21 protein-coding genes and 2 pseudogenes are annotated in these 25168 nt (G+C 63.9%); 12 read left to right on the top strand and 11 right to left on the bottom strand.

Features of this window, described 5'->3' with window-relative positions; translation table 11 throughout:
• A partial coding sequence (locus CWS39_RS05745; protein ID WP_233213368.1) for an AIPR family protein occupies positions 1–1639 on the top strand: 1639 nt, incomplete at its 5' end.
• A gap of 575 nt (positions 1640–2214) precedes the next feature.
• On the opposite strand, the gene CWS39_RS05740 is transcribed toward CWS39_RS05745, so the two are convergent.
• The gene (locus tag CWS39_RS05740) at positions 2215–2688 is read right to left on the bottom strand and encodes a very short patch repair endonuclease (protein ID WP_102141933.1); all 474 of its coding nucleotides are present in this window, start codon (positions 2686–2688) and stop codon (positions 2215–2217) included.
• Between the two features lie 27 nt (positions 2689–2715).
• Here CWS39_RS05740 and CWS39_RS05735 point away from each other — a divergent pair, with 27 nt between their 5' ends.
• Entirely contained in the window at positions 2716–4659 is a 1944-nt protein-coding gene (locus CWS39_RS05735; RefSeq protein WP_102141932.1) for a DNA cytosine methyltransferase, read from the top strand.
• Here CWS39_RS05735 and CWS39_RS05730 read toward each other — a convergent pair.
• The 3 genes from CWS39_RS05730 to CWS39_RS05720 all read right to left on the bottom strand — a co-directional run bounded on the left by CWS39_RS05730 (position 4656) and on the right by CWS39_RS05720 (position 7482).
• The gene (locus tag CWS39_RS05730) at positions 4656–5945 is read right to left on the bottom strand and encodes an ATP-binding protein (RefSeq protein WP_102141931.1); all 1290 of its coding nucleotides are present in this window, start codon (positions 5943–5945) and stop codon (positions 4656–4658) included. The two genes, CWS39_RS05735 and CWS39_RS05730, sit on opposite strands and share 4 nt — an antisense overlap.
• A gap of 214 nt (positions 5946–6159) precedes the next feature.
• A complete protein-coding gene (locus CWS39_RS05725) occupies positions 6160–6873 on the bottom strand; it encodes an RES domain-containing protein (RefSeq protein ID WP_102141930.1) in 714 nt (237 codons plus the stop codon).
• Complete coding sequence (locus tag CWS39_RS05720) at positions 6874–7482, bottom strand: hypothetical protein (RefSeq protein ID WP_102141929.1); 609 nt, start codon at positions 7480–7482, stop codon at positions 6874–6876.
• Positions 7483–7624: 142 nt separating this feature from the next.
• Here CWS39_RS05720 and CWS39_RS05715 point away from each other — a divergent pair, with 142 nt between their 5' ends.
• From CWS39_RS05715 to CWS39_RS05700, 4 genes are read left to right on the top strand one after another with little or no spacing between them, the layout of a single operon-like run.
• Positions 7625–9292 carry an SWIM zinc finger family protein gene (locus CWS39_RS05715; RefSeq protein ID WP_102141928.1) on the top strand — a complete coding sequence of 556 codons (1668 nt, stop codon included), beginning with the start codon at positions 7625–7627 and terminating at the stop codon, positions 9290–9292.
• A 44-nt stretch (positions 9293–9336) separates the two neighbouring features.
• Positions 9337–10431 (top strand): hypothetical protein, encoded by a 1095-nt coding sequence (locus CWS39_RS05710; RefSeq protein ID WP_233213367.1) that lies wholly within the window; start codon positions 9337–9339, stop codon positions 10429–10431.
• Positions 10432–10476: 45 nt separating this feature from the next.
• Positions 10477–11127, top strand: a complete 651-nt coding sequence (locus CWS39_RS05705; RefSeq protein WP_102141926.1) for a hypothetical protein — start codon at positions 10477–10479, stop codon at positions 11125–11127.
• On the top strand, positions 11124–11726 hold the full coding sequence (locus CWS39_RS05700) for an RES family NAD+ phosphorylase (protein WP_102141925.1): 603 nt from the start codon (positions 11124–11126) through the stop codon (positions 11724–11726). The genes CWS39_RS05705 and CWS39_RS05700 overlap by 4 nt, the downstream gene beginning before the upstream one ends.
• Before the next feature lie 554 nt (positions 11727–12280).
• Here CWS39_RS05700 and CWS39_RS05695 read toward each other — a convergent pair.
• From CWS39_RS05695 to CWS39_RS05685, 3 genes and pseudogenes are all read right to left on the bottom strand, one after another.
• The gene (locus tag CWS39_RS05695; RefSeq protein WP_102141924.1) at positions 12281–12781 is read right to left on the bottom strand and encodes a GNAT family N-acetyltransferase; all 501 of its coding nucleotides are present in this window, start codon (positions 12779–12781) and stop codon (positions 12281–12283) included.
• Positions 12778–13082 (bottom strand): annotated as a pseudogene (locus CWS39_RS05690) (type II toxin-antitoxin system TacA family antitoxin); the annotation flags it as partial. The gene CWS39_RS05695 and the pseudogene CWS39_RS05690, both read right to left, overlap by 4 nt.
• Before the next feature lie 54 nt (positions 13083–13136).
• Positions 13137–15530 (bottom strand): AAA family ATPase, encoded by a 2394-nt coding sequence (locus tag CWS39_RS05685; RefSeq protein WP_102141922.1) that lies wholly within the window; start codon positions 15528–15530, stop codon positions 13137–13139.
• A gap of 64 nt (positions 15531–15594) precedes the next feature.
• Here CWS39_RS05685 and CWS39_RS05680 point away from each other — a divergent pair, with 64 nt between their 5' ends.
• The 6 genes from CWS39_RS05680 to CWS39_RS05655 are packed head-to-tail and all read left to right on the top strand — an operon-like array spanning position 15595 to position 22861.
• Positions 15595–15834 carry an AbrB/MazE/SpoVT family DNA-binding domain-containing protein gene (locus CWS39_RS05680; RefSeq protein WP_102141921.1) on the top strand — a complete coding sequence of 80 codons (240 nt, stop codon included), beginning with the start codon at positions 15595–15597 and terminating at the stop codon, positions 15832–15834.
• Positions 15831–16262, top strand: coding sequence for a PIN domain-containing protein (locus CWS39_RS05675; protein WP_102141920.1), 432 nt, complete (start codon positions 15831–15833; stop codon positions 16260–16262). Before CWS39_RS05680 ends, CWS39_RS05675 begins: the two co-directional genes overlap by 4 nt.
• 54 nt (positions 16263–16316) lie before the next feature.
• A complete protein-coding gene (locus tag CWS39_RS05670; protein WP_102141919.1) occupies positions 16317–17750 on the top strand; it encodes a DUF3375 domain-containing protein in 1434 nt (477 codons plus the stop codon).
• A complete protein-coding gene (locus tag CWS39_RS05665) occupies positions 17747–18325 on the top strand; it encodes a DUF4194 domain-containing protein (RefSeq protein ID WP_102141918.1) in 579 nt (192 codons plus the stop codon). Before CWS39_RS05670 ends, CWS39_RS05665 begins: the two co-directional genes overlap by 4 nt.
• Entirely contained in the window at positions 18318–21701 is a 3384-nt protein-coding gene (locus CWS39_RS05660) for an ATP-binding protein (protein WP_102141917.1), read from the top strand. The genes CWS39_RS05665 and CWS39_RS05660 overlap by 8 nt, the downstream gene beginning before the upstream one ends.
• Positions 21698–22861: a Wadjet anti-phage system protein JetD domain-containing protein gene (locus CWS39_RS05655; RefSeq protein ID WP_102141916.1), complete on the top strand. Its 1164-nt coding sequence runs from the start codon at positions 21698–21700 to the stop codon at positions 22859–22861. The genes CWS39_RS05660 and CWS39_RS05655 overlap by 4 nt, the downstream gene beginning before the upstream one ends.
• Before the next feature lie 7 nt (positions 22862–22868).
• On the opposite strand, the gene CWS39_RS05650 is transcribed toward CWS39_RS05655, so the two are convergent.
• The 4 genes and pseudogenes from CWS39_RS05650 to CWS39_RS05635 form a co-directional block, all read right to left on the bottom strand.
• Positions 22869–23264, bottom strand: coding sequence for a Uma2 family endonuclease (locus CWS39_RS05650; protein ID WP_102141915.1), 396 nt, complete (start codon positions 23262–23264; stop codon positions 22869–22871).
• 170 nt (positions 23265–23434) lie between these two features.
• Positions 23435–23806: a hypothetical protein gene (locus CWS39_RS05645; protein ID WP_102141953.1), complete on the bottom strand. Its 372-nt coding sequence runs from the start codon at positions 23804–23806 to the stop codon at positions 23435–23437.
• A gap of 74 nt (positions 23807–23880) precedes the next feature.
• A pseudogene (locus tag CWS39_RS05640) lies at positions 23881–24072 on the bottom strand (AAA family ATPase); the annotation flags it as partial.
• Between the two features lie 73 nt (positions 24073–24145).
• On the bottom strand, positions 24146–25162 hold the full coding sequence (locus CWS39_RS05635) for a TIGR03617 family F420-dependent LLM class oxidoreductase (protein ID WP_102141914.1): 1017 nt from the start codon (positions 25160–25162) through the stop codon (positions 24146–24148).
• Positions 25163–25168: the final 6 nt, after the last annotated feature.

The following is a 25168-nucleotide window of genomic DNA, read 5'->3' as shown; positions in this document are numbered from 1 at the left end:
GCGCAACGGTGCCTCATTCAGGTTGACAGGTTCCGCCGCCCGAGCTGTCGAATTGCCAGTGCTTGAAAGGATCGCTGATGTCACAGTCACATCACACCTTTGGGACCTACAACGTCTCTACCGTCTCGACACGTCGGGTCTAGAACGTGAGGTCATTACTGTCGATATCGTCGATCTCCTCGGACGACCTTTGCCATGCCTGCCGGGGCCTGCTGGAGCGGATCACACGGTGCATCTCGCCGTTGTTCCAGGCGGGCTAGTTGCCGACCTCTACGGTCGGTATGGCTCTCGACTGTTGGAGCGCAACGTCCGGTCCTTCCTACAGGCCAGGGGAGCAGTCAACCGCGGGATCCGCGACACGCTTATCAAACGTCCAGACCGCTTCTTAGCTTACAACAACGGGCTTTCGGCTACCGCAGCCGACGTAGAGCTGGTCGATCTCGTTGAGGGAGGCAGCGGGATCGCACGAATCCGTGATCTACAGATAGTCAATGGTGGCCAGACGACTGCATCGATTCACCACGCTGCAGCGCGCGACAAGATCGACCTGTCGGGAGTAGCTGTACAGCTCAAGTTGACCGTCGTACGTCCAGATCTGATCGACGAAATCGTGCCGGCGATCTCAATGTACTCGAATACTCAGAACAAGGTCACGGGCGCCGACTTTTCTGCAAATCACCCTTTTCACGTACGCGTTGAGGAGCTTTCGCGGACAGTGTGGGCACCTGCACCCGATGGTGCGCAGCGGCAGACCCGATGGTTCTATGAACGTGCGCGGGGCCAGTACGCGGACGAAGTCGCCAGGGCAGGAACACCTGCGAAGCAACGGCAATTCAAGGCCACCACTCCGACCACTCAAAAATTCACCAAGACCGACCTCGCCAAGTTCATCCATAGTTGGGAGCAGAGACCGAATACGGTGAGCCTCGGCGCAGAGAAGAACTTCCGCGAGTTCATGCTGCGGCTGCGGGAACGTCCGATCACGCCTGATGTCGAGTGGTTCCATCGCCTCATCGGCATGGCGATTCTGTTTCGAAGCGCCGAGAAGATAGTGCAGAAGCAAGGATTCGGCGGCTATCGAGCCCAGATCGTAACCTACACAATCGCCAAACTGGCCCATGAAACGGAGTCGAGGCTGGACTTAGACAGGATCTGGCGTCAGCAACGGTTGTCTCCGGCCGTTGAGCATGTAATAGCAGAGCTGAGCCATCCCATTCATGGGATTATCACCAACCCGTCTGGAACCGTGAGGCACGTTGGCGAGTGGGCTAAGAAGCTCGATTGCTGGAAGGCTGTCGAGGAGTTGCCGTGGAGCAGGCCGGTAAGTCTCTCGGAAGATATGCGGGCAACGGATGCGGGCCCCCGTCGCTCGGCTCCGACCAATGCAGGTCTTGCCGGCGCAACTCCCCAGGAGCAGGCACTCATCGAGGAAATGTCCGAAATCGCCCCAGAGTCTTGGTTTGGCATAGCTAAGTGGGCAAAAGATACGAGTAACTTGCAAGGTTGGCAGCGGGGCATCGCTTTCAGTATCGGTCGGCTCCTCGCGGATGGGCGGCGGCCTTCTGTTAAGCAGGCAAAGCAAGGGAAGGTTCTGTACGAGGAAGCCCTCAGACTCGGGTTCCGACCCGTCGTCGAATGAATGCGACGGGACGGGACCACGCTGGTGGAAGTATCCAAGCGCAGGATAGAGACGGAGTGCTATGTCACTAATTTCTTCCTTTCGATATCGGCCTGACCGCCGAGTCCACTACAAGACGGAAGCTGAATGCGGCTGGACGTTCAATGAGGTAGGTGGCCGGATGATTCTGCAGCTGGAGACGTACGCCTCGGACGGAACGACCAGCCAGGTCCTCCAGCTTGACCGACGGAATGCAGCAGAGTTACTGTCGATTCTGTACGAGGTGTTTCCAAGTCTCGGCAGCGCTTACTAAATGCGATGTGCGAAAAGGAATTTCGCAAGGGGAGCCATATTTCTACCTATCCCCTCGACGAGGGTGGCGGTTGGCCCTATGACTCGACCGCGTCCGACTTCGGCCGCTGCCCCGCAGAAGCGACCGCCGCAGGGCTGAGATTCTCAGCTCCTGCAACGGTGTAGTGCGCCGCTGCCAACACCGACACTATCGACGTCCGATCTGAGTAAGCGGAGGTAGCAGCCGATTGGTCAGGTCAGACCCGTTTGCACATCGCTGAGTGCTTCGGTCGAGGCGAGTGGTGTTAGACCTGAAGGTGAGCAACCACCGAATCGATGATGGTTGCCGGGTCGTCATGCTCCCAGAACCGCAGGACGGTCCAGCCGTGTTGTTTAAGGATCGCGTCAACACGTCGGTCTCTCTCCCGATTCCCATCGATCTTTCGGCGCCACCATTCAGTGTTCGATTTCGGAGTAGTGCCGTGAATCGGGCAGCCATGCCAAAAACAGCCGTCTAAGAAGACGACTAGCCGGCGGCCTGTCCACACGATGTCGCCGCGGAAGTTGTGATCCGGCAGGGGCCGTCGATCGATCCGGTAGCGATAACCCCGCGCATGCAGTCCTCGACGGACTGCCAGCTCGATACGCGTGCCGGTCGTTCTCTGGGCCTGCATCTGTCGTCGGACTTGCTCAGTAGGTGGGGTCAGGTCGCCAATCACGAACGTCGCTCCTGAGGGAATTCTGGACTGTTCCACCGCGTGTAGCGCCGAGGTGAGCATGTCAGACCGCTAACCTAGTCTTCCACCATGAACGAGATTGCGCCGACCCGTTCGGGTTCTTTTTATGCGGTCAAGCAGGTACGCGGGCCGTTCCTCAATCTGCCTCCACACCGCGACGGCGTCGAAACGGAAAGGGAGTTGGCGTCTTTGTGTGACGCCTTGCGGGGACAGGGCATGCCCTTGGCTGCAGATCTATTCGCGGGCGCTGGGGGCCTGAGCCTAGGGCTTGAAGACGCTGGCTACCGAGTCGTCTTTGGCGTGGACCATTACAGCTTCGCGATCGAAACACACCATCACCACTTCGCCGGAATGTCGGTTGATTGGGACCTTGCAGAGGCCGGCACCGTGAAACGAGTCGCGAAGCTTATCAAGCGGAATCAGATTGAGATGCTAGCCGGTGGACCGCCGTGTCAGCCATTTTCCAAGGCTGGAAGGTCCATGCTCCGACATCGTGTCCAGAGTGGTGCAAGTGATCCGCACGACGAGCGTCGGGACTTATGGAGATCTTTTCTCGAAGTAGTACAGCTGGCGCGTCCCCCTGCAGTGGTAATGGAGAATGTCCCGGATATGGCACTCGACCGAGAGATGTTCATACTACGCAGCATGGTTGAGGAACTTGAGCAGATCGGCTATTCAGTATCAGCTCGCGTAGTTGAGACTTGGCGGTATGGCGTACCGCAGATGAGGCAAAGACTTGTTTTGGTTGCGTTGAAAAATAACACGCGATTCACATGGCCTGTGGAATCCGCGAAGAGGGTTACGTTATGGAATGCTATCGGCGATATGCCTGAAGTGGAGGGTGGCTGGCGCCCATCGGGCGGGGCGTACGGTTGGGTAGAGTACGCCGGTCCACGTACTGAATACCAGATCTGGACGCGCCGGCGAGTACCCAAGCGAGACGCGCATAAACTGTTCGACCACATTACACGGCCGGTCCGAGACGACGATCGTGCAGCGTTCGAGTCGATGACCCACAAAACCAAGTACACGGATCTAGCGCCCGAGTATCAGCGCTATCGCAAGGATATTTTCGACGACAAGTATAAGAAGTTGGACGAGAATGATCTCTCGCGCACTATCACCGCCCACATTGCGAAAGACGGGTACTGGTATATTCACCCGAGACAACCGCGAACACTCACTGTGCGAGAAGCGGCGAGAATCCAAACGTTTCCCGACGATTTTCGATTCGCAGGGCCTCCGTCGGCGGCATTCAAGCAAATAGGAAACGCGGTACCTCCACTGATCGGGCGTGCGATCGGCGAGGCCGTGCGTTCTTCGCTTGCGGCGTCGGCTCCGGCAGGCCTTTCCACGCGTCAAACCGCAAAGAAACTTGCCAGGTGGTTCGAGAGCTCGAAATCGGTCAAATCAATGCCGTGGCTGAAGACAGCCAACCGTTGGAAGTTCGTCCTAGCGGAGTTGCTGTTAGATCGTGCATCCGCTACGGTGATCAACTCCATCTGGCCAGTTATCGATGCTGGATATGAACTGCGCCCAGGACAAGATCCGGACAAGCAGGATCTCGACTTGCTTGAAGAGCTGATGGTCGGCGTGGGTCGGCAACAACGGATGGCGACCGTTCGTCTACTCGTTGAGCAGGTCAAGTCCTCCCCGACAGCTCTTTGGGCGCCAAGCGTTGATCGGAGGAAATTGACTGCGATTCCCGCGTCCCTTGCTGACTTGGTGGAGCTGGCGATCCCTACTGCGGTTGCGGGTCGCGAGAGCGAAGAACCGGTCTTGGTGACTAAGGGCGTTCTTCGTGTAGCTAGTCGATTCCAAGGTAATGACGCCGACACGCGCAATATCCAAACAGACGGGCGAATCGCAGTCGCGAGCATGATCGGGCTCGGAGAGGAGTCGCGATCAGCCCATCTCGGTTTGATAGGACTGGCGGCAGATGTCTGCCTCGTGGATGACCCGAATTGTGGTATGTGCCCGCTTCAGAAATGGTGTAATGCTGCGAATTCTTAGAAGCCTAGTCCGCGGGCGAGCTCAGCATGCTGTGCGCGCATTACTTCCATGACGCGCTTGAACCCGTCGTACTGGCCGGACTGGATCGCTGCCGACTTCAGTGCCAGACCGACTTCAGCAAGCGCCCCGCTCGCGGGGGCCTCGCCGTTGTTGCGGTCGTTAACATCAGCATCGTCGTTGGGGTAATCGCCATTCTGGCGACGGTACGTTCGGTCAGCCAATATGCAGAGCTCGCTGACAGGTCGATCGAGCATTTGCTTAAGCTGCGCCGGAACGGAAACTCGCATCTTCGCGACATTGATGTTGAAGATCTCATCTAGATCACTCTTGAAGTCAAGGCTTGCTCTGGCAAGCTTGGTATGCTCGTCGATGCCGCGTGTGCCACCCCAGCTGCCCCATTGCACCAGCCGGTTTTCGCGGTACACATAAAGGCCTTGCTGCCGATTCCAGTTGAGGGGGCCGGCGGCATTTTCGAATGCATCCAGACTGCTGAATGTTCGCTTTCCCGGCAGTATGTATCGCCGTAGCTCCACCATCCCGACTCCAGTCGCGCTTTCCAATTCAAATTGTTGCGGGGGGAGCTGCTGCGTTGCGGGCTCGTCGCGTACGAATGGATCCCAGGGTGCTACCTTTTCGCCGTTAACCGAAATGGAGATTCGTGGCGCGCCGTTCTCCCCGATCAGAAACCTGTGGAACACCATTGCGAGGTGGTTCTTTGTCTTGCTCGTAAGGACTTCGAAACGCCGCTTTGCCCATCCGCCGTTCGCTCCAGATGCAGGAAGCACACGGTCAAGGGCTTCCCAGACGACTGTTCCATTACCGTCCCCAAGTATCTCCTCGCATTTCGCAATAACGCTATTCCGCGGATTCTCGGCGATGACCCATTCGTCTAACTCTGCAATGAGATCAAGATCAAGTGTGTGCCATAGCGGTCGCTTGCGCTCAATGGGCCGGGATACAAGAGTCAAACAGCGTCCTTGCGATAACGAGGCAGTCTTCAGTCCTAGGCCATACCGGCCGAGGTCGCCTAGGCCGTATTCGCGACGGCTGCCGAACCGCAGCGCTTCTGTCATACCTCGAGGCGTGAGGCCGCAGCCGTTGTCGGCAATGTACACAGCGGAGTCTTGTCCCGCGAACTCGATTTCGACCGATACTTCGGTCGCGTTCGCGGCGATACTGTTGTCGATCAGGTCGGCGACCGCGCTTACGAAGTCATAGCCAATGTCTCGCAGTGACGATGTGAGGCGGGCTGCCGATGGTGCTGCATCAGTCAACGTTGTTCGCACGGAGTCTCCACCTTCTAGGCGTGCTGTTGGTTACAAGTTAAGCAGGGGTTACCGACATCCCGAGGTTCGACTCGCGGCTCGTCGTCAGCGATATGCGATGGCAACGTCCTAGACCAAGGCTGTTGGTCAGAGCTGGGCGCGCAAATCACGTGTCGGCCGCGTAAGGCTGCACCTGCGTGACGTCACGACGCGGGACATCTTCTTCAGCATCGTCCTAGCCCTCGAGTTCGATTATCGCAGAAAGGTTTTCGGCGATCTCGTCGACGAGCAGCCGGCCTGGACCATCGAACAGGGACGAGGCGCCCGGACCAAAAAGCCGCCAACTGCCGCGCGTCGACGAGTACCGCGGCCCACCGTACAGCACCATTACCTCGAGTTGGTCGCGGCCGGCCAGCTCAGCCTGCCGAGAATGCCAGATCAGACCCTGGATACTGCGCCCGCCGCGTGCCTGCCCCAGCGCGGCGACTGCCAGTCGGCGTGTGCACGGATAGTGCTCGGCGTCGCTGGAGACGACTTGCTCGCGGCGCAGTCCCAGCCGCTCTAGTTCCGGATCGCGCAGATCGGCCAGTCTCGCCACCGCGGGTGCACGCACGTGCGCGAGCAGCATGCCTCGCATATTGCGTTCGTAGACGATGCGGCCGCTGTCGTGATGGACATCGTGAAACACCGTCTCCAGCAAGGCCGCGGCCGGTGTGGCGGCCAGGTACATGCTCGGCAGACGGTTGCCATCGGTCGGATCGTCGATCGGGGAGAAGCGGGCATCGCCGTAGCCGGGGTTGTGCTCGTCGTAGCCCCAGGTCGCGTTGTACACGCGGTACCAGGCGGTGCCTGCCCGCACGGAAGTGGTACGCAGACGCGGCAGCCGGTCCGCAACCGGGCAGCCTGCAGGATCCGGGCACGCCAGGTCGGCGGCCGGAAACGCGCTCATTCAGGCGGCTCGGGCCGCTGCGAATCGCTCCGCCGCCCGCCGCACCCGCTGTGGAGCGGTGCGCACCAGCTGCTCGGGAACTGCACCGGACAGCAGGGTTGTCGGCGAGGTCAGCCATGTCCACAACGCCCAGCCCTGCACTCCGGCGCCTTGCAGTACGGCCAGTACCGGCTGCAGCTCCGGGCGCGGCTCACCCCGGTCGTCGAGCTGGAACGCTGGGATCAACGTGCGCCCGTTGTGAGTCAGGGTGAAGACCTTGCCTTCGGCCTTGCGGCGGGAGAGCCATGTGCGGGTGCTGGACTCTCGGGCATCACCGCGCAGCTCGCATAGCGAACCGTGCGTGTAACTCGGCGTGGCCAACAATGCATCTCGGTGACTGGCCAGCCGCTGGGCCTGTGCGACGGTCGCCGGAGGAGTCAGCGGGACATTGCTGGCCATCAATGTGTGCACGAGATCATCGCGGGTGGCCGCGGCATGCTCGGCCTGCACCGCCCGGACCCGATCCAGCAGACTCAAGGCCTCCACGACACGGCGCCGACTCACCCCGCGGACTTCCACGTGATCGGAGCGCTCCGCGATGTCGTAGCGTTCCACGCCGGATGTCTTCATGTAGCAATCGTAGCATCAAAAGCCGATCATAACGGTCGCTACAACTCCCCAGCGAGTGCGACGACTACCTGTCCCTGACGCCGAGTTTGGGGGCATAGACGTCCCCGCCGGATCTGGCCCACGAATCGGGCACTATGGCGATGTGCCGCTTTCCGAGACAGCGCTGTTCAACGTGGCCGGTGATCTGGTCTACGGCCGGGGCGAAGACTACGTCCGCTATGTCAGCGGGCTCCGCACGACCGACTTCAAGGCCTACGCATCGATTCAGGCCAAGAACGTCTACACCGTGGAGCTCGACTGGTCCGGTCCGCTACCCGACGGAACCTGTACCTGTCCGCACAATGCCGACGGCAACTTCTGCAAGCACCTGGTCGCGACGGGACTTGCCGCGATAGACAGCGGACGCGTCGCCGTCGACGACACCACCAGCAGTACGGCCGACGCTGCGCTGGAATCAGTAGTGCATTCGATGGACGTCGACGAGCTGCGTGAACTGGTCATGACACTTGCCCAGCGCGATGACGGGGTACGCCGCATGCTGGAGATCCGCGCCGCGACGGCGTCCGGCGACGTCGAACAGGCCAAGGCCGAGTTCGAAGCCTATGTGCGAAACATGTTGGCGTTTCGGGGTTTTGTCGACTACCGGCGTTCCTTTGAGGTCGCAGAAGCGGCCAGTGAAATGCTCGATGAACTCGAGAGCCACCTCGACAATGGCGCCGCCGAAGTCGTGCGACCGGCGTTGCTGCGCGCACTGACCCGGCTGCGCAAGATGCTCGAGCAAGTTGACGACTCCTCGGGCTCGATCGGCTACGAATGCCAGCGCGCCGCCGACCTCTACGCGCGGGCCTGCCGGCTGGGTGAGCCCGACCCCGTCGCACTTGCGAAGTGGCTGGTGAAATTCCGCGCTGACTCGCCCGGCTGGCCGCACCTGGTCCTGGCGGATTTCGTGGACTGTTTCGACGAGCAGGCACTCGCGACATACCGCCGTGCGGTGGCGGCGCTGGACCGAAAGCTCAAGGACCGTAATGAATTCCATCGTTCCGAGGTCGACGACATGCTGCTGGAGCTCGCCGATCACGACGGCGACGTCGACCGTGCCATCGACCTGCTGAGTCAGGGCGAACATCCTCAGTACGGGGCGATCGTCGACCGGTTACGCGCGGCCGGACGTAACGACGATGCGGTGGCATGGATCGACCGCGCGGTCGCCGAGGGACGAATCAGCAGCCACGGTGGCGGCAACGCCTATTGGCTGAGCCCCGACCACGTCGCCAAGACGTACCTGGAATTGGGCCGCATTGATGATGCCGTCGGCGTCCTCCGTGCAGACTTCGTTCGACAGCCATCGGTCCAAAACTACCGTGTCCTACTCGATTTCGCGGCCACCGTCGATCGTGTCGACACCGAACGCGCCTGGGCCTTCGACCACGCCCGGCAACTGGCGGCCTCTGACCGCTTCGCTGCCGGCGCGGTCCTGGTGCAGCTCCATATGAGCGACGGCGATATCGATGCCGCCTGGCAGGCCGCCGACCGCTATGGCCCCGGCTGGGCGTGGCGGGAATTGGCCGTCCGAGGCGCCGACGCTCGGCCAGTCGACGCCGCGGATCTGTACCGGCCGGAGCTCGAGAAAGATCTGCGGTACCCCAACTCCAAGCTTTATCCCGACATCGCCGAGAGACTGGCGACGATGGCCGAACTCTACGAACGAGGCGGTCGCAGCGCCGATTTCGCGTCGTTCATCGAGCAGATCCGCCGGGACTACGGCAGGCGACCCTCGTTGATAAAAGCGCTGGACGCGAAGGGTCTCTGACCGGCGCGACGGCGATGTCACTGCCCGTGAGTAGCGTCCGCGATATGAGTAAAGGACGACGATTGCGCCGGGCTAAGAATCGCATCCCGGAAACCTCTGCCGACACGACGCTCACCGACGCCATACGCCGTGCGCTGGGCAAGCATCCCCTTGGTCTGCTGAGTGTGGCCAGCTTGTTCATCCACGTGGCGAAACCGGGACCGCTGCACGAAGAGAAGTATCTGGATCGGATGCTGACTGGCTTGATCGGTGTGCGGAATCGCGAGACGACCGCGCTGCTGGCCGTGGTCGCCGAACTGCTCGTCGACGACCCCGCGGCACAACTGCGATGCCGACATGAGTTGGCCGAACGGAACGAGCACTTGCCGCGATGGATCACCGCGCTTCCACAGGTCGAGGCGTACCGGGCTGTGTGCATAACTGATGTGCTCGGCGATGCTGACGAACTCGCGGTTGGTGCTCGACTCAATGGCGGGCACGAGCTGACTGTCGCAGTCCTGATCGACCACAACACCTTTTCGACCGTCGTCGACGTGGGCGTTGTGCCGGATCCGATCGATGAGGCTCTTGCACGGGCCGCCGATTTCAGTACCGATACCGACGTGGTCGAAATGAGCCTGGCCGATGCGCGGGTGCGGATCGAGAATGCCCTCAGCAAGCCGAGGCTCGCACCCGAGACCGACACCTGGCCGCTCTACCGCGCAGTGGTGCAGTGGCTGATAACGCGGCTACCCGAAGGTGGCGAGCACCGGTCACGGGCCACGAATTGGGAGGAGGCCGAGAAGATGTGCGACGGGTTCTTCGCCACCAGTTCCGCAGCGCCGTTCACCGACCCCAGCCATCGCGAGCTGCTGCTGGAGCTCCTTGAGACCGGTACGGGTGACCCCTTGCGGTGGAGCACGGCGCGAGTCGAACACGCGATCGGCGACCCGCTCTACTACGACGACAGGATTCCGCTGGAGGTCGTCCTGGATGCTCCCGACCTGCTACGCGCGTACGTCCCATACGCGCACGCGCAGAGCGGGATTCGAGACGAACTGACGTCACGAGCACTCGCGGTTATCGACGCGCGGAGGACGAGCTACAAGCGGGAAATCCTGAGGCAAGCGCAGCGCTGGGATTTCGACGACGCGGTCTAGCGGTGGCGACATCGCAGTCGCGTATTTCAGTCGTATGATAGCGACATGATTACGACCGTCGATCTCGAGGATCTTCTAGAGGAGGTCAACGACGCGACCAAGCTGATGCAGCGGTCCAAGACCGTTCCCCAGAAGGTCGTCGCGCTGATTGACGGCTTCGGATCGGCGCTGCAACACGGGATGCCGCCACGCGGGGAAGCCGACCCATATCTCACGGCCGCCTTATGGGAAGCGGCGTATCGCGCGGAAAAAGGGCTGCGGCATGACAACGCCTACGAGCAGCGTCGCGACGTGCGGCTCGCGCTCGAGCAGTTCCGCCATGTCCTAAGGGATCTCGTCGAAAATCAGCCGTACCGCGAGGGCGCGTCAGCCCGCGACATCCTGGCACGGACCGCCGAGACACTCGCCGCGCCGCAGAAAACGCTTGCCGAGCTGCTCGGCGTTTCCGTTCGTCAGCTCCAGCGCTGGCTCGCCGAGGACGGGCCCGAACCGGCAGCCGACGACGCCGCGCGCATCCGCGCGGTCGGACAGGTGGTGAATCAGCTGCGCCATACCTTCACCGGGCCAGGAGCCGTCGCCTGGTTTTACCACCCGCACCCGGTATTGGGTGAGCGACCGCTCGACCTACTTGCCGACCCGTTGCGCTACCCGCAGCTCATCAGTGCCGCCACCGCGGCGCGCGCCATGACGGTATGAAGCTAACGGCATTTCGGCACGCCGCCTACGACACGCCATGGTGGGTGTTCCCGAGTTCTCGTGAGGGTCGGTTTCATCGCGCCGGGCAAGACACCGTTCAGTACCTGAGTCTTCATCCCCTCGGACCGGCCGCTGAAATGCTTCGACACCACGTCGGTCCGAATGGCGATCCCGACGACGTGATCCTGAATTTGTGGACCGCGGTGATGGATATCGATGGTGTCGAACGGATCGACTTCGACGATTGCGAACGTTACGGCCTGACCGCCGACGAACTCGTCGGCGACGACTACACCGCAACGCAGGCACTGGCCGACGCGGTGCGTGCCCGTGGCGCACCTGCGATAGTCGTCCCGTCGGCGTCACTGCCGGGCACCCACAATCTGGTCGTGTTCGGCGTTCGTCTGCTGTGCCCATTTCTCTGGGAACCGCTGATGCCCGAGGAGATCCCGACGGGCCACGTGTCCGATGGAGCGCGGGCAGCGGCGGAGGTCGCGGGCCACGTGCGATGGTTGGGCACTTCGCATCCCGCGGTGCAGCAATGGAAGTCGAGCGGGACTTACGAACTGTTCGACGATCCCATGGCCATGCGGTGGTAAGACTCCCGCAGTGATTGCTGATTGCCGCGGAGGGTTCCGCGCCCGTTCGATTATTGCGATGCAGTCGTTGAATTAGCCGCCGTCGCGGATTCCTATAGCCAGCCCTTCAACGCCTCGCTCGCTCATCCCTTGGCGTCAGGAGGTTTGTATGCCAAGTGAAAGCAATCGACGCGCACCAGCATCGAGGCTTTCCGCCAGAGCTGGACACGCAAGATTACGGGCCGCCCGCGTAAGGCGGCGCCAGCGTGACAACCCGACGACGGGCGCCGTGTTCGGAACGGGTCGGACCACTACGCAATCCACATCGCCGCGTTGATTAGACCCCGGCGCAGAGCGTGGAGCGCACCGACGATTGGGTCGGTATCGCGGTAGGCGAAGGACTTTGCGCCTGCCGTGTGCCTGCGCCCGTCTTGCAGCGACTCTTCAGGACAACGTTTCGTCCACCATCACGATCCCGGCCTATTGCTGAAAGTCGCTACGAGGCGGGCATTTCGCATGATGGGGTCGGCGCCGTGACCGGTGTGACATGGCGGCTCCGCGCAACCGCGCTGCAGTCAACTGTCGAAGAGAGCCCGGGCGTCCTTGATCAGTAGCATCAGGTGCAAGGGGTCGGTAGGAGAAGGCTCGAAGTCGAAGTGGGCGTAGAACTCGCGAGCACTTTCATGAAGAGCGTGGACGAGCATTGCCCTCACGCCGATGATTTCGGCTGCTTCGACGCAGCGTGCGATCGCGTCGCGCAGTAGATGCTTGCCCAGGCCGTGGCCCTGCTCTTTGCGGTCGACCGCGAGCCTCGATAGCAGAATCACGGGCACCGGTTCCGGCATGTTGCGACGAACCTTGCCCGGTGCGTCGCTGCGCTGCACGCCCGCCGCTGCCAGTGCGTAGTAGCCAACCACCCGGCCATGTCGGCAGGTCACGAAACAGCGCGACGCCCCTTGCAGATGGTTGGCGTACGCCCGCTTACGCAAGTACTCGTCCAGGCTCGGCTCGCCGCTGTCGAAGGTAGCCGTGTCGTCGTCCTCGCGAATGGCTCGGGGCCGGCTGTAGCCCCTCATTCGTCGTCGAATACGGATGCCTCGGCAAACAGCTCTGCCAGCCGCGGCTTAGACACGACCGGCCGGTCCAATGCCGCCAAGAACTCCCTCCACGCGGCATCGTCGATCACGAACAGCCGCCGATCCGCGAGAACGTCCTGCGCATGAGCGAGCGTCGCCGTAACCGTGAAGTTAGTGAGATCGGTACCCTCCGCCTCTGCGGCGCGGCGAATGAGTGCATCCTGCTCTGATGTCAGGCGCACGGCGATACGGGAGTCCTTCGTAGCCATGCCACCACTGTACGCCTAATCGGCGTACAATCCCAGCTGGCGTACACGGGCCACCGCCGTCTGCGGCTGGAGTACGCCACCAGCTACTACGCCTTCGACATCGCCGCGTCGACGATCCCCGTGCCCGCGAGCCACGCGAAGAACTCGTCCGCGGAAAACACCGGCTTGCCGTACTCCTGGGCCTTACGCGCCTTCCCGGACTGACTGCCCGCCTCCGCCGTCACCAGCACCTCGCACCGCGTCTTGGTCACCGACTTGACAGGTGTCAGACCAGCTTTCGCCGCCAGCCGCTCCATCTCGTCGCGCTCGACGATCTGCCCGCTGGCGTCCTGCGCCGTCCCGGTGAAGCAGATCCGTGCGCCCGGTACCAGGACCGCGCCGATGTCGTGCCGCTCTAACACGCAAGCGCCAGAGACGATCTCGGCTCCTAGGAATGCCTCGGCCTCCCGCAGTCGCTCCATCACGACATCCGTCAGCGTCGCCCGGGACGCCGCCGCGCATAGCTGATCGGCCACCGACTGCCGCGCTGCCGCGATCCACGGCGTCTCCGTGGCTCCCGAAACCTCGTCCGCCGAAAGCCCTCCCAACACAATCGCACTCACATCCCGGCTCACTCGCAGTATTGCCGACAACCCCGGCAGATGGCCGGCCGCCGGCGTCGGCGCATCGTCATCGCGGCTGACCAGCAGCCCCGACACCGTTTCTGACCCTTCTGGTTCCTCGAACGCCGACGCGCCGCCGTCGTCCACCTCCGATCGGGCATGCGCCTCCAGCGCCGCCCGCGCCCGCTCCAGCGCCGTCGCCGCCCGCGAAGCCCCAGAAACCTCCAGCCCCAACGGCATTGGCGTCACATGGCCCAGCCTCTTCAACTCGAAGTCGATCAGACCCAGCGTCTCGTCGATGCCGAACCCGACCGGCGTGTATCCCGCCAGCATCGGCGCGATCACCGCCCACGCCTCCCGTAGCGTCGGCGCCAACAGCACGTCGGACACCGAGATCCCATACGCCTGACGGGCATCCGCCAAATCCCGCTGCGGATTGACCACCGTGGACACCGCCGTGCCGTCGTCGAACGCCACCGCCAACTCCACCGGCCGCGGCCGCGACATCCGCCCCTCCTCGCCGACCGTCAGGATGCCAAGACTGCAATACCGCCGCACCCGGTCATCGCGCACCGCGCTGCGCAGGAACCGCGCGATCCGGCGGTCGACCTTCAAATCCTTCGGCAGCACAGGCCGTTTCAGCACCAGTCCATTCATTGACGTGCACCGGCTCAGCGCGACATACAGCTGGCCCGTCGAGAACATCCCGCCCGTCAGGTCCACGATCAACCGGTCCAGCGTCTGACCCTGGCTCTTGTGGATCGTGATCGCCCATGCCAGCTTGAACGGCAGCTGCGTGTACGAGCCGATCACCTCGCGGGTCAGCGACCCGCCGGCCACCACCGGACGGGTCGCCTCCCACGTGAACGGCGTCACCTCCGCACACGACCCGTCGGCGAATTCCACCTCGACGACGGCGCCGTAGCGGTCGTAGTCGACGCCGACCACCCGGCCGATCGTGCCGTTGACCCAGCGGCCACTTTGGTCGTTGTTCAGCATCATCACCTGTGCGCCGACTTTGAACCGCAGCGTCTCCTCGACCGGCGGGTCGAACAACGACAGGTCACCCGATGCCCGCGCGTGGTGGACCAGCTCGTCGCCGGGCAGCCGCTCGAGGTGCTGGCGATTGCGCGCCGTCACCAGCCGGTTCGTCGGCGCCAGCGTCAGCCAGAACTCGTCCTCCGGCGGTACGAAATCGGGATTGGTGCGGGCGTTGAGCTGCTCCTGGGCGTGGCCCAGCAGAACCCCTTCACGAATCTCGTTGAGAATCGCGGTCATCCGATCATCGCCCAGCTGGCGGAACACCGTCGTCAACGCCACGGTGGGGAAGTCGTCGCGCCGGAAACTGTTGGCGGAGAAGAAATACGGCGTCTCGTACGTCGTCTCGAAGAACCCGGCCTCGCCTTCGGTGACCACCGGCGGCAACTGGTACAGGTCGCCGACGAGCACGATCTGCACACCGCCGAACGGCTGGCCCGGCGACGGCCCGAACCGCTCCAGCGCCGCGGCCAGCATGTCGAACACGTCGGCGCGCACCATCGACGCCTCGTCGATAATCAACGTCTGCAGCGACGCCAGCGTCTTGGTGAACCGTCCCGGCCGGTAGCCACCACCGCGGACGTCGTGCAGCGTCGTCGTCGCGCGGAACCCGAACAGCCGGTGAATCGTGAACCCATCGACGTTGAGCGCGGCGATGCCCGTCGGCGCGACCACCACGACGTTGCGGTCGGTCTCGGCCATGAAGCGGCGGATCAGCGTCGACTTACCGGTGCCCGCCTTGCCCGTCAGGAACAAGTGCTCGCCACCGGCCAGCAGCGCCAGCGCGTGCTTGAACTCGTCGGTGAGGACGATCTCCCGCTCGGCAGGTGCTGATGCCACGGGACAAACGTAACTGCGCGCGGCAACGAGACAGGGGATGGGATCTCATTGGTACTCTAATCCCATGGAGGCGATCATCGATTCCGGAGGTCGAGTGGTCCTGCCCAAGCACCTGCGTGATGCGTTGGGTCTGACCCCCGGCACGAAGGTCGATATCTCTGCATACGGCCGTGGACTGCAGATCGTCCCGGGCGGGCGAACCGCACGACTGGAGCGGGATGCGGATGGGCGCCTGGTCGCCAGGGCCGACACGGTCGTCACTGACGAGATGATGTTCGCCCTCATCGACTCTGGACGGCGTTGACATCGGTAGCTGTCACCGCGGTCGACACGAGTGTCGCGGTGCCGCTCCTCGTGACCTCGCACCGGCAACACACCATGGTTGCGAACTGGGCAAAGGGGCGAATGCTCGGGCTCAGCGGTCATGCGCTGGCCGAAACGTACTCGGTGCTGACGCGTCTGCCGGGTGATGCTCGGGTCGATCCTGCGGACGCGGTGCTATTGATCGACGAGAACTTCGAATTCCTCCCCCTTGGCGCACGCGCCGCGCGAGCGGCCCATCGCGAGTTCGCTCGGCGGGGCATCGCCGGTGGCGCGACCTACGACGGACTTGTCGCATTGGCGGCCCGCGAGCACGGTGCAGACCTTGTCACCCGGGACGCGCGTGCGAGGTCGACCTACGAAGCGCTTGGAGTCAACACCCAAGTGTTGGCAGACGGCACTGCGCGCTGACCGACCACCCGCCATTGCGGGATTCTGTCGGTGCACCTGCCTACCCTCTACCTCGTGGACTACGACGCGATCAACGCGGTGCGTGAGCGGCACCCGGCCTGGCGGCTGCTGCGGGCCGGCAACGCCGCGCTGATCCTGTCGTTCCTCGGCGACTTCTTCGTCGAGGGCAATCGTGGGGCGTGCGCGGCCAGCGAAGTCGCCGACGCACTGGACGACCACCTCTATGCCTTGGACGCCGGCGAGGACCGGTATCCGAAAGAACGGCGCGCCTACCTGGAAGACTGGGCCGCAACCGACGCCGGGTATCTCCGACGGTTCTATCCGCCCGGCGACGACGAGGTGCACTATGAGGTGACCCCGGCGTTCGAGAAGGCCTACGCCTGGGTCCTCAGCCTGCAGGGCAGATCATTTGTGGGCACGGAGTCCCGGCTGCATACCGTGGTCGAGCTGCTCCGTCAGATCGTGCACGGAACCGAAGTCCAACCCGAAGTCCGGCTGGCCGAATTACACCGCCGCCGCGCCGAACTCGACGCCGAGATCGCCGCCGTCGAAGCCGGCAACGTGCCGATGCTGGACGCCACCGGGGTGCGCGACCGCTACCAGCAGCTGTCGAGCACCGCGCGTGAACTGCTGTCGGATTTCCGTGAGGTCGAGGAGAACTTCCGGCTGCTGGACCGGGCCGCCCGCGAGAAGATCGCGGCCTGGGACGGTTCCAAGGGCGAGCTGCTCGCCGAGTTGGTCGGCAGTCGCTCCGAGATCGCCGGCTCCGACCAGGGCCGCAGCTTCCAGTCGTTCTACGACTTCCTGCTGTCCGAGCAACGTCAGACGGAGCTCGCCGAGCTGCTTGCCAAGGTGTCCGCCCTCGACATCATCGAAGCCGATCAACGGAGCCAAAGCGTCAGGGGCATCCACCACGACTGGTCCGAAGCCGCCGACCGGGCACAGCGCACGGTGCGACAGCTCTCCGAACAACTGCGCCGATTCCTTGATGACCAGGTGTGGCTGGAGAACCGGCGCGTGCTCGACCTCGTCCGCAAAGTGGAGGCCGCCGCCCTCGAGGTGCGCGACATCCCGCCGTCGTTCGGGCTCGAGGTTGACGAGCCGGGCATCGACATCGCGCTGCCGTTCGAACGTCCGCTGTATCAGCCGCCGGTGGCGGTCGCGGTCGAAAGCCGCATCTCGGCGGCAACCGAAGACGTCGACGCCGACCTGCTGTTCACCCAGACCTACATCGACCAGGCACGGCTGGCTGAGACCATCCGTGCTGTCCTGCCGGAGAACTCCTCGGCGCTGTTGTCCGACGTCATCGCGATGCACCCCATCGAGCAGGGCGCGGCCGAGATCGTCGGCTACCTTGCGCTCAACGACGAGGACTTGAGCATCGACATGGACGACACCGACCAGACCGTGCTGGACTACCCCGACGCCGCCGATCCGGACGTCACCAAACGGGCGCGGCTGCCGAAGGTGACGGTGCGACGCCTATGAGTAGCGACCGGGCCGTCGCCGCCGCCATCATCCGACTGATGCAGGGGGTCGTCTACCGCGACTCCGACGAGGACAGCTGGCTGACGCTGGAACGGTTGGGCGCCGGCGTCCGAGACCACTTCGCCACCATTGGCGTCGACGTGGTGGTCGACGACGCAGAGGGCTACGCCTACTTGCGCTCCCGGCCGGAGGAAGACGGTGAGGAGGCGCTGCCACGCCTGGTCCGCAGACGGGCCCTGACCTACAACGTCAGCCTCCTGCTGGTGTTGTTGCGCAAACGGCTCGTCGAGTTCGAGACCAGCGGCGGTGAGGGCAGGTTGGTGCTGAGCACCGACCAGATCGTCGAGACGCTGCGCCTGTTCCAGGCCGAATCCACCAACGACGCACGCGTCGTGGACCAAGCCGAGACCACCATCAAGAAGGCCGCCGAGCTCGGCTTCCTTCGCCAGCTGCGCGGCCAGCGCGACCATTGGGAGGTGCGGCGCATCCTCAAGGCCTACGTCGACGCCCAAACCCTGAACGACTTCGCGTCCAAGCTGCGCGAATACGCCGGATCGGCAGTCGATAATGAGTGAAACACTCTTCAGCACAACCGAACTCGGTGAGGGCCGCGGAGCCGGCTACCGGCTGCATTACGCCGAGGTCTACAACTGGGGCACGTTCGACGACCATGTCTGGAGATTCACGCCGGGCACCGATACCGCACTCTTGACCGGTGACATCGGCTCGGGCAAGTCGACGATCGTCGACGCGCTCACCACCTTGCTGGTGCCGTCGCACAAGGCTGCCTACAACAAGGCCGCCGGCGCCGACTCCAAGGAACGCACCCTGCGCTCCTACGTCGAAGGGCACTACAAGTCCGAGCGCAATGAAGCCACTGGCAAGTCTCGCCCCAAGGGTCTGCGCGAGAACAAGCGGACCTACTCGGTGATCCTCGGCGTCTTCTGCAACCACGGCTACGACGAGACGGTCACCCTGGCCCAGGTGTTCCAGCAGCGCGAAAGCACCGGGCAGCCCTACCGTTTCTTCGTCACCGCAACCAAGGAGCTGTCGATCGCGACGGACTTCGCCGACTTCGGCACGGATCTGCGCGAGCTGCGCAAGAGACTGCGCGCCGCGGGGGCGGAGATCTTCGATGAGTTCCCCAAGTACGCGACCTCGCTACGCCGGCTGCTCGCCATCCGCTCAGAGCAGGCGCTCGAGCTGTTCCATCAGACTGTCTCGATGAAATCCGTTGGCAACCTAAACGATTTCGTGCGTGATCACATGCTCGAGCCCAGTGACGCCACCGAACGCGTGCGCGACATCATCGGCCACTTCGAGGATTTGACCAAGGCCCACGACGCCGTCAAACGCGCCCGCGAGCAACTCGAAGCGCTCCAACCCATCGTGGACACCGCGGCAAAGTACGACGCCGCACTCACCGAGCGTGACGGTCTGGAGCTCGAGCGCTCGGCGGTGCGACTGTTCATCGCCGAACTTCGCTCCGGGCTGCTCACCGATGAGATCGCCCGGCTCGAAGCCGAAGGCGTCGCCGTGCGGCAGCAACAGGATGCCGCCGAATCCGACCAGCGCAAGCTCAACCGCGAACGGGAATCCCTGATCGAGGAGCGCGCCAAGGCGGGCGGGGACCGCATCGGCGAGTTGGAGCGACTCGCCGCCGAGGCCCGTAGCCAAGCCGAAACACGGCGGCACACAAGGGCTTTGTTCGATGCCGCCGTCGGCGACGCCGGGCTGCAACCCGTCACCGACAGCGAGGCCTTCAAGGCGCTGTCAACGCTGGTTGCCACCGAGCGCTCCCGGCTCACCACCGAGAAGCGCGACCTCGACGCTGCCACCGTCGACGCGATCGGCCGCGAGAAGGAGTGTCAACGCAAGTGCGATGTCCTCGCTGAGGAGATCGCCAGCTTGGAGCAGCGCACCAACAATCTGCCCCGAGAGCAGGTCGTGGTGCGCGCCGAACTGTGCGCGGCGCTCGGGCTGACGCCGGAGGACCTGCCGTATGCCGGTGAGCTGCTCGACGTGTACGACGAGCACGCCGACTGGCGGGGTGCCGCCGAACGCGTGCTGCGCGGGTTCGCACTTTCGCTGCTGGTGCCACAGCGGCATTACGACGCGGTCTCCAGTTGGGTCAACGCGCGCAGGCTCACCGTCGCGGGTCGCGGCGCGAAGCTGGTCTACGAACGCGTGCCCCAGCAGCGGGTTCGGCTGCAGCCGACGGCGCAGGACGGCCTGCTGCTGGCCGAATGCATCGATGTGCGGGACGGGCCGTTCCACGAGTATCTTCGCAACGAGCTGATGAAGAGGGCCGACTTCCGCTGCGCGGCAACGCTTGACGAGTTCCGCAGTCAGCGCCGGGCGGTCACCCGTGAGGGTCAGGTGCGCTCCGGTGACCGGCACGAGAAGGACGACCGGCACCGCGTCGACGACCCCCGCCGCTGGGTGCTGGGCTGGGTCAACGAACGAAAGATCGCCGCGCTGCGCACCGAACTGGCCGAGCTGGAGCACGAACGCGAGCAGGCCGCCGGCGCGGCGGTCAGGCTGGGCGAGCAGCGCGAAGCGCTGCAGCAGCGACTGGACGCGTTCCTTCGCGTCGAGGGGTTCCGCTCATGGGTCGACCTCGACGTGGAAGAGGCCGAGTCGCGCGCGAAAGAGTATGACGCCGAACGGATCCGGCTGGAGGCCGGTTCATCGCGGCTGGCGGAGATCACCCGGGCGCTTGAGCGCAACACCGATGCGTCTGAAGCTGTAGCGGACCTGATCAAGAAGCTCACCGGCGAGCTGGCCACCAGCCAAGCAGCGGTGATTCGTGCGCAGCAGGACCGCACGCGCGACGGCGAGTTCGTCGCCGCCCACGCTGCCGAGCAGCTGGAAACGGCCCGAGCGTCGTACCCGGCCCTGGATGAACGCCTCGGGGCAAGTCGGCCCATGCGCGCGACGGACTGCGCCGAGACTGAGACGACGCTGTCGGCCGATCTGCATCGGCGCATCGAGCGACTCACTCGGGAGCTCAACGGCCACGGGTTGAACTTGGGCCAGCACATGGTGGCGGTCTTGAACCGCTGGCCCGAGCTGCGCGCCGACATGGACGCCAGCGTCGAGGCCCGCGGCGACTTCCTGGCCTTCCGCGATCGCGTCGCCACCGACGATCTGCCGCGGTTCGAAGCCGAGTTCAAGGAGCAGCTCAACAAGAACGCGATCCAGGAGCTGGCCGGGTTCAACAACTGGCTCAACCGGCAAGCGTCGGCCATCGACGAGCGGGTCGATCGCATCAACGACGCCCTCGGTGCGGTGCCCTACAACCCGGGCCGCTTCATCCGGCTGGAGAAGGAACCGACCACCAATCAGGACGTCGCGCAGTTCCGTTCCGAGCTGCGCAACCTGACCAACGACACTCTGGCCGTCGACGGCGACCAGTACTCCGAGCAGCGATTCCTCGACGTGAAGCGGATCATCGAGCGTTTCCGGGGCCGCGACGGCTACGCCGAATCGGACAAGAACTGGACCCGGCGAGTCACCGATGTACGCAACTGGTTCGTGTTCTCGGCCTCCGAACGTGACGTCGACACCGACGCAGAGTGGGAGCATTACAGCGACTCCGACGGCAAGTCCGGCGGCCAGAAGGAGAAGCTCGCCTACACGATCCTGGCGGCATCCCTGGCCTACCAGTTCGGGCTCGAATGGGGCGTCGAGAAGTCGCGGGACTTTCGGTTCGCCGTCATCGACGAGGCATTTGGGCGCGGCTCGGATGTTTCTACGCGCTACGCGCTGGATCTCTTCGCGACGCTCGGACTGCAGCTGCTGATCGTCACGCCGCTGCAGAAGGTGCACGTCATCGAGCCGTACGTGAAAGCGATTGGCATCGTGGACAATCCGACAGGAACATACTCGCGGCTGCAGACCATGACGATCGAGGAGTACCGGAAACGGCGGGACGGAGCGCGGGTGTGAGCGCGGGGTGGACGACACCCGATGACATCGCCGCGAAAGTCCGACGCCGGTGGAACGATGGATCGTTGTTGCGCGCCTACGCCAACGGCGAACCCTTCGATCCGATCGAGGTGGCGCTTCGCGGTCCCAGACCGGCGCAGATCGGTGACGACCTCGCTGCTGCCCGTGACTGGGTGGCGGCCCTCGACGCCGGTCGCCGCGACGACACCCGCTACGCACTGGAATGGAAATCGGTCGGTGGCAGGCAGATTGGCCACAACCGGCTGCCCGTCCGTGCCGTGGTCACTTCGCATGAGCAGGCGTGGGCGCTGCTGGGCGTGACGGCGATGGTCCGTCGTTTCAACGAACTTCTGGCTGCGGCGCAACGACATCCGCGGATTCGCGAGTGGGTCATCGCCAACCCGCATCGTGCGCTGGCGCTGGCCCCGGAGATGCCCCGGCTGATCGCCGCCTACGAGTGGCTCGACGGTCACCGGCACTCGCAGCGCTACCTGCGGGAGATCAGCGCGCCCGGGGTGGACACCAAGTTCGCCGAGCGGTACCGATCAGACTTGGCTGGGATGCTTGGGGTTTCGTCGACGTCGTCGGGATTTCTGGCCGAGCTGGGGCTGCGGACCAAACCCGCGCTGGTCCGGCTGCGGGCCGCGTCGTCGCTTGGGCTGCCGACACCGCTCACCGAGCTGGCGGCACGTTCGGACGAGTTGGCGCAGCTCGATCTGGCCCCGCGTGTTGCGGTGATCATCGAGAACGAGATCAGCTATCTAAGTGCCGAGGTCCCCGAACACGGTGTGGTGATCTGGGGCAAGGGCTTTGAGGTCGACAGCGTGGGTCGGCTGCCATGGCTTGCCGGGGCCGACGTCGTGTATTGGGGCGACATCGATACGCACGGGTTCGCCATTCTCGATCGCCTGCGCGCATGGCTGCCGGGTGCCCGGTCCGTGCTGATGGACCGGGAAACCCTGATGGTCCATCGCGACCGCTGGGTGACCGAAAACCGCTCGGCGACATCGGTTCTCACGCGACTGACATCCGACGAGCAGAGTCTCTACCGGGAACTGGTTGAGGCCGCGCTAGGTGATCGCGTTCGACTCGAACAAGAACGAATCGACTGGGGATGGGCCGCGAAACGGCTGTGCGCTGCCACCCGTGCGAAGAGGTGACTCAGGCCTAAGTGCCGGTCAACACATCGATCGCGAATTCCATCTCGGCCGGCTCGCTTACCCGGATCGTGCCTCCATCGAGCGCAGCGGTGCGTTGATAGGCGTCGCCGTCGAGGCGATAGGCGAGAAAGCGATCATCTGGCGGTGCGTCCGGATCGACGATCCAGTAGTTCTCGATGCCCGCCTTGGCGTACTCATGCGACTTCATGACGTGGTCTGTTCCGCGTGAGCCCGGTGACACGATCTCGACGACCAGCACGACGTCGGCCGCCTGGACCCGGGCGGGGCGCTGCATGATGAGAGTGCCCTCGCTGAGCTCCCACCGTCGCGTCGGGTCGAGTTCAAGAGCGTCCCACTGCTCGAGGGTCAGCAGACCGCGGGGCAAGTTTGCAAGGTCGCACACCGCCCGCCTCCTCTCGCCACAGGTGTGTGCAGACTACGCGCAACGGCGATCACATCGGACGGCCGAGACGCGGTGCCTCACTGTGGCAATGCCGTCGATCGGTGGGGGGTTCTCTGGTTTAGCTGGTTGATCACTCGCGCCAGGTGTGAGCAATCAACCTGCCATGCGCACTACTCGGCGGCGTCGTCACGCCCTTGATCGGTGATCATCGTCTGAAGAAGGTCGACGATCTGTTCTTGTCCGGCGGCCATGACGTCGAACTTCCCGCGCATCTCGGTGAAGCCGATGTCGACGTGCGTACGGAGGTCGACGAAGTCCTGCCGTAGGTCGACGAAGTCCTGCCGAAGGGCATTGAAACTCGCAGTGGTGGCTTTGCGGAACTCGCGGATTTCCCCGCGGAACTCGCTGACGTCACGGTCGGCGGCGCCGGCGAGAACCCGAGCGGCCGCCGCGTCCTGCTCAGTTGCCCGGACTCGGCCGGCCAGATCCCGCACTTGCTCCTCAAGAGCGCTGACGCGTGGTTCGAGATCCCCAGACTCCACGTCGACCACCCTAACGCTGGCGCGCGCATCCATTCGACAGTTATCCAGCGTTAAGCGGCCATAGCCGCCAGTCGTCAGAGGTACATCCCCGCTGGGACCTCGGCCCGGTACCGCCCGCTGCCGAGCTCGGCCAATAGCGTTGCCGTGCTGACGCTTCCTTCGTCGCTCGCCAGCACCGCGCGGCGGACGACCTCGCGGATGTCGCTCCCGCTCGTCCGTTCGGGCAGCGCCGCGGCGACCGCCGCCGTGTCGACGGCCTGGCCGCCGCGCTGCGTCGAAAACGACGAAATGGCTGCGAAATGCCGTGTTGGCGCGACCATTGCGTCCGTTTCGATGCGGTCACCGACTCGATAGCTCTTGTGCCACAGTACCGTATCGCTCGACGCGTTCGGGGTCTGTCAACGCGTTGTAAAGCACGATGCGCGTGGCGATTCCGCCGTACTTCTCCGCCAGTGCGTCCGCCAAGCCGTCCCATGTCGATTCTGTCGCAAACATCGCGATGTGCTCGTCGGTGATTTGGGCCGCCATTCCCTTGAAGTCACCGACCTTCTGCTTCTCGCGGATACGGGCAGTCGTCCCCTGGAACCCCGCCTCGTCCCAAATGAACGCGTAGTTCGGCGTGCTGCCGTAGAAGCTCATGCTGGTACGCACCAGCTCCCGCTCGTTGTGCCGTTCCTCGTCGCTGTCACCCACGATCGTCATCACCGGCACAATCACCGCGATGTCCGACAGCGAGCGCCCCGACTTCGCCGCTCCCTCAGCCACATTCGGCATCACGTGACGCGTGATGTAGCCCGGCTCGCCGAGCGGATGCACATGCACTCCATCCGCAACTTCGCCCGCCATCCGCAGCATCCACGGATTCACCGCCGCCACATCGACTTTGGGATCCGGTGCATCGATCGGCCCCGCGCTCCACTGCGGCGTGATGAAGTCGAGGTCGTAGAAATCGCCGTGGTGATCCAGCTTTCCCGTCCGGAACGCGGCGAAGCACGCCTTCACCGCCCGCACATAATCCCGCAGCCGCGGACCCGGACGATCAAACGTCGCGCCGTAGCGCCGCACCACATGTGTGCGCACCTGCGTGCCAAGCCCCAGCCGGAACTTGCCGCCCGTCGCCTCCTGCAACTCCCACGCCGTCGCCGCGGTGACGAACGGACTGCGCGGAAACGCCACTGCCACACCGGTCAACAGCTCCAGACCCGGCGCGGCCTGTGATGCCACCGCGGCATTGAGATACGCGGTCCGGCCCGTCTCGGTGAACAGCAGGCCCGAGAAGCCCGCGGCCTGCACACGGCGGGCGAGATCGCCGGTCTTGTCCAGTGGCTGCGGAGTCGTCATCGCATCGACGCGCACGGTGGA

Origin of the sequence: Mycobacterium hubeiense (assembly GCF_002838065.1) — a bacterium.
Classification (GTDB): Bacteria; Actinomycetota; Actinomycetes; order Mycobacteriales; family Mycobacteriaceae; genus Mycobacterium; species Mycobacterium hubeiense.
The sequence above is the reverse complement of the archived record's forward strand: the minus strand, read 5'-3'. Positions and strand labels throughout refer to the sequence as shown.

Coding starts and splice junctions, on each gene's coding strand:
- CWS39_RS05740 (WP_102141933.1), bottom strand. CDS start 2,688: ATGCTCACCTCGGCGCTACACGCGGTGGAACAGTCCAGAATTCCCTCA.
- CWS39_RS05725 (WP_102141930.1), bottom strand. CDS start 6,873: ATGAGCGCGTTTCCGGCCGCCGACCTGGCGTGCCCGGATCCTGCAGGC.
- CWS39_RS05710 (WP_233213367.1), top strand. CDS start 9,337: ATGAGTAAAGGACGACGATTGCGCCGGGCTAAGAATCGCATCCCGGAA.
- CWS39_RS05695 (WP_102141924.1), bottom strand. CDS start 12,781: ATGAGGGGCTACAGCCGGCCCCGAGCCATTCGCGAGGACGACGACACG.
- CWS39_RS05705 (WP_102141926.1), top strand. CDS start 10,477: ATGATTACGACCGTCGATCTCGAGGATCTTCTAGAGGAGGTCAACGAC.
- CWS39_RS05720 (WP_102141929.1), bottom strand. CDS start 7,482: ATGAAGACATCCGGCGTGGAACGCTACGACATCGCGGAGCGCTCCGAT.
- CWS39_RS05700 (WP_102141925.1), top strand. CDS start 11,124: ATGAAGCTAACGGCATTTCGGCACGCCGCCTACGACACGCCATGGTGG.
- CWS39_RS05660 (WP_102141917.1), top strand. CDS start 18,318: ATGAGTGAAACACTCTTCAGCACAACCGAACTCGGTGAGGGCCGCGGA.
- CWS39_RS05735 (WP_102141932.1), top strand. CDS start 2,716: ATGAACGAGATTGCGCCGACCCGTTCGGGTTCTTTTTATGCGGTCAAG.
- CWS39_RS05680 (WP_102141921.1), top strand. CDS start 15,595: ATGGAGGCGATCATCGATTCCGGAGGTCGAGTGGTCCTGCCCAAGCAC.
- CWS39_RS05665 (WP_102141918.1), top strand. CDS start 17,747: ATGAGTAGCGACCGGGCCGTCGCCGCCGCCATCATCCGACTGATGCAG.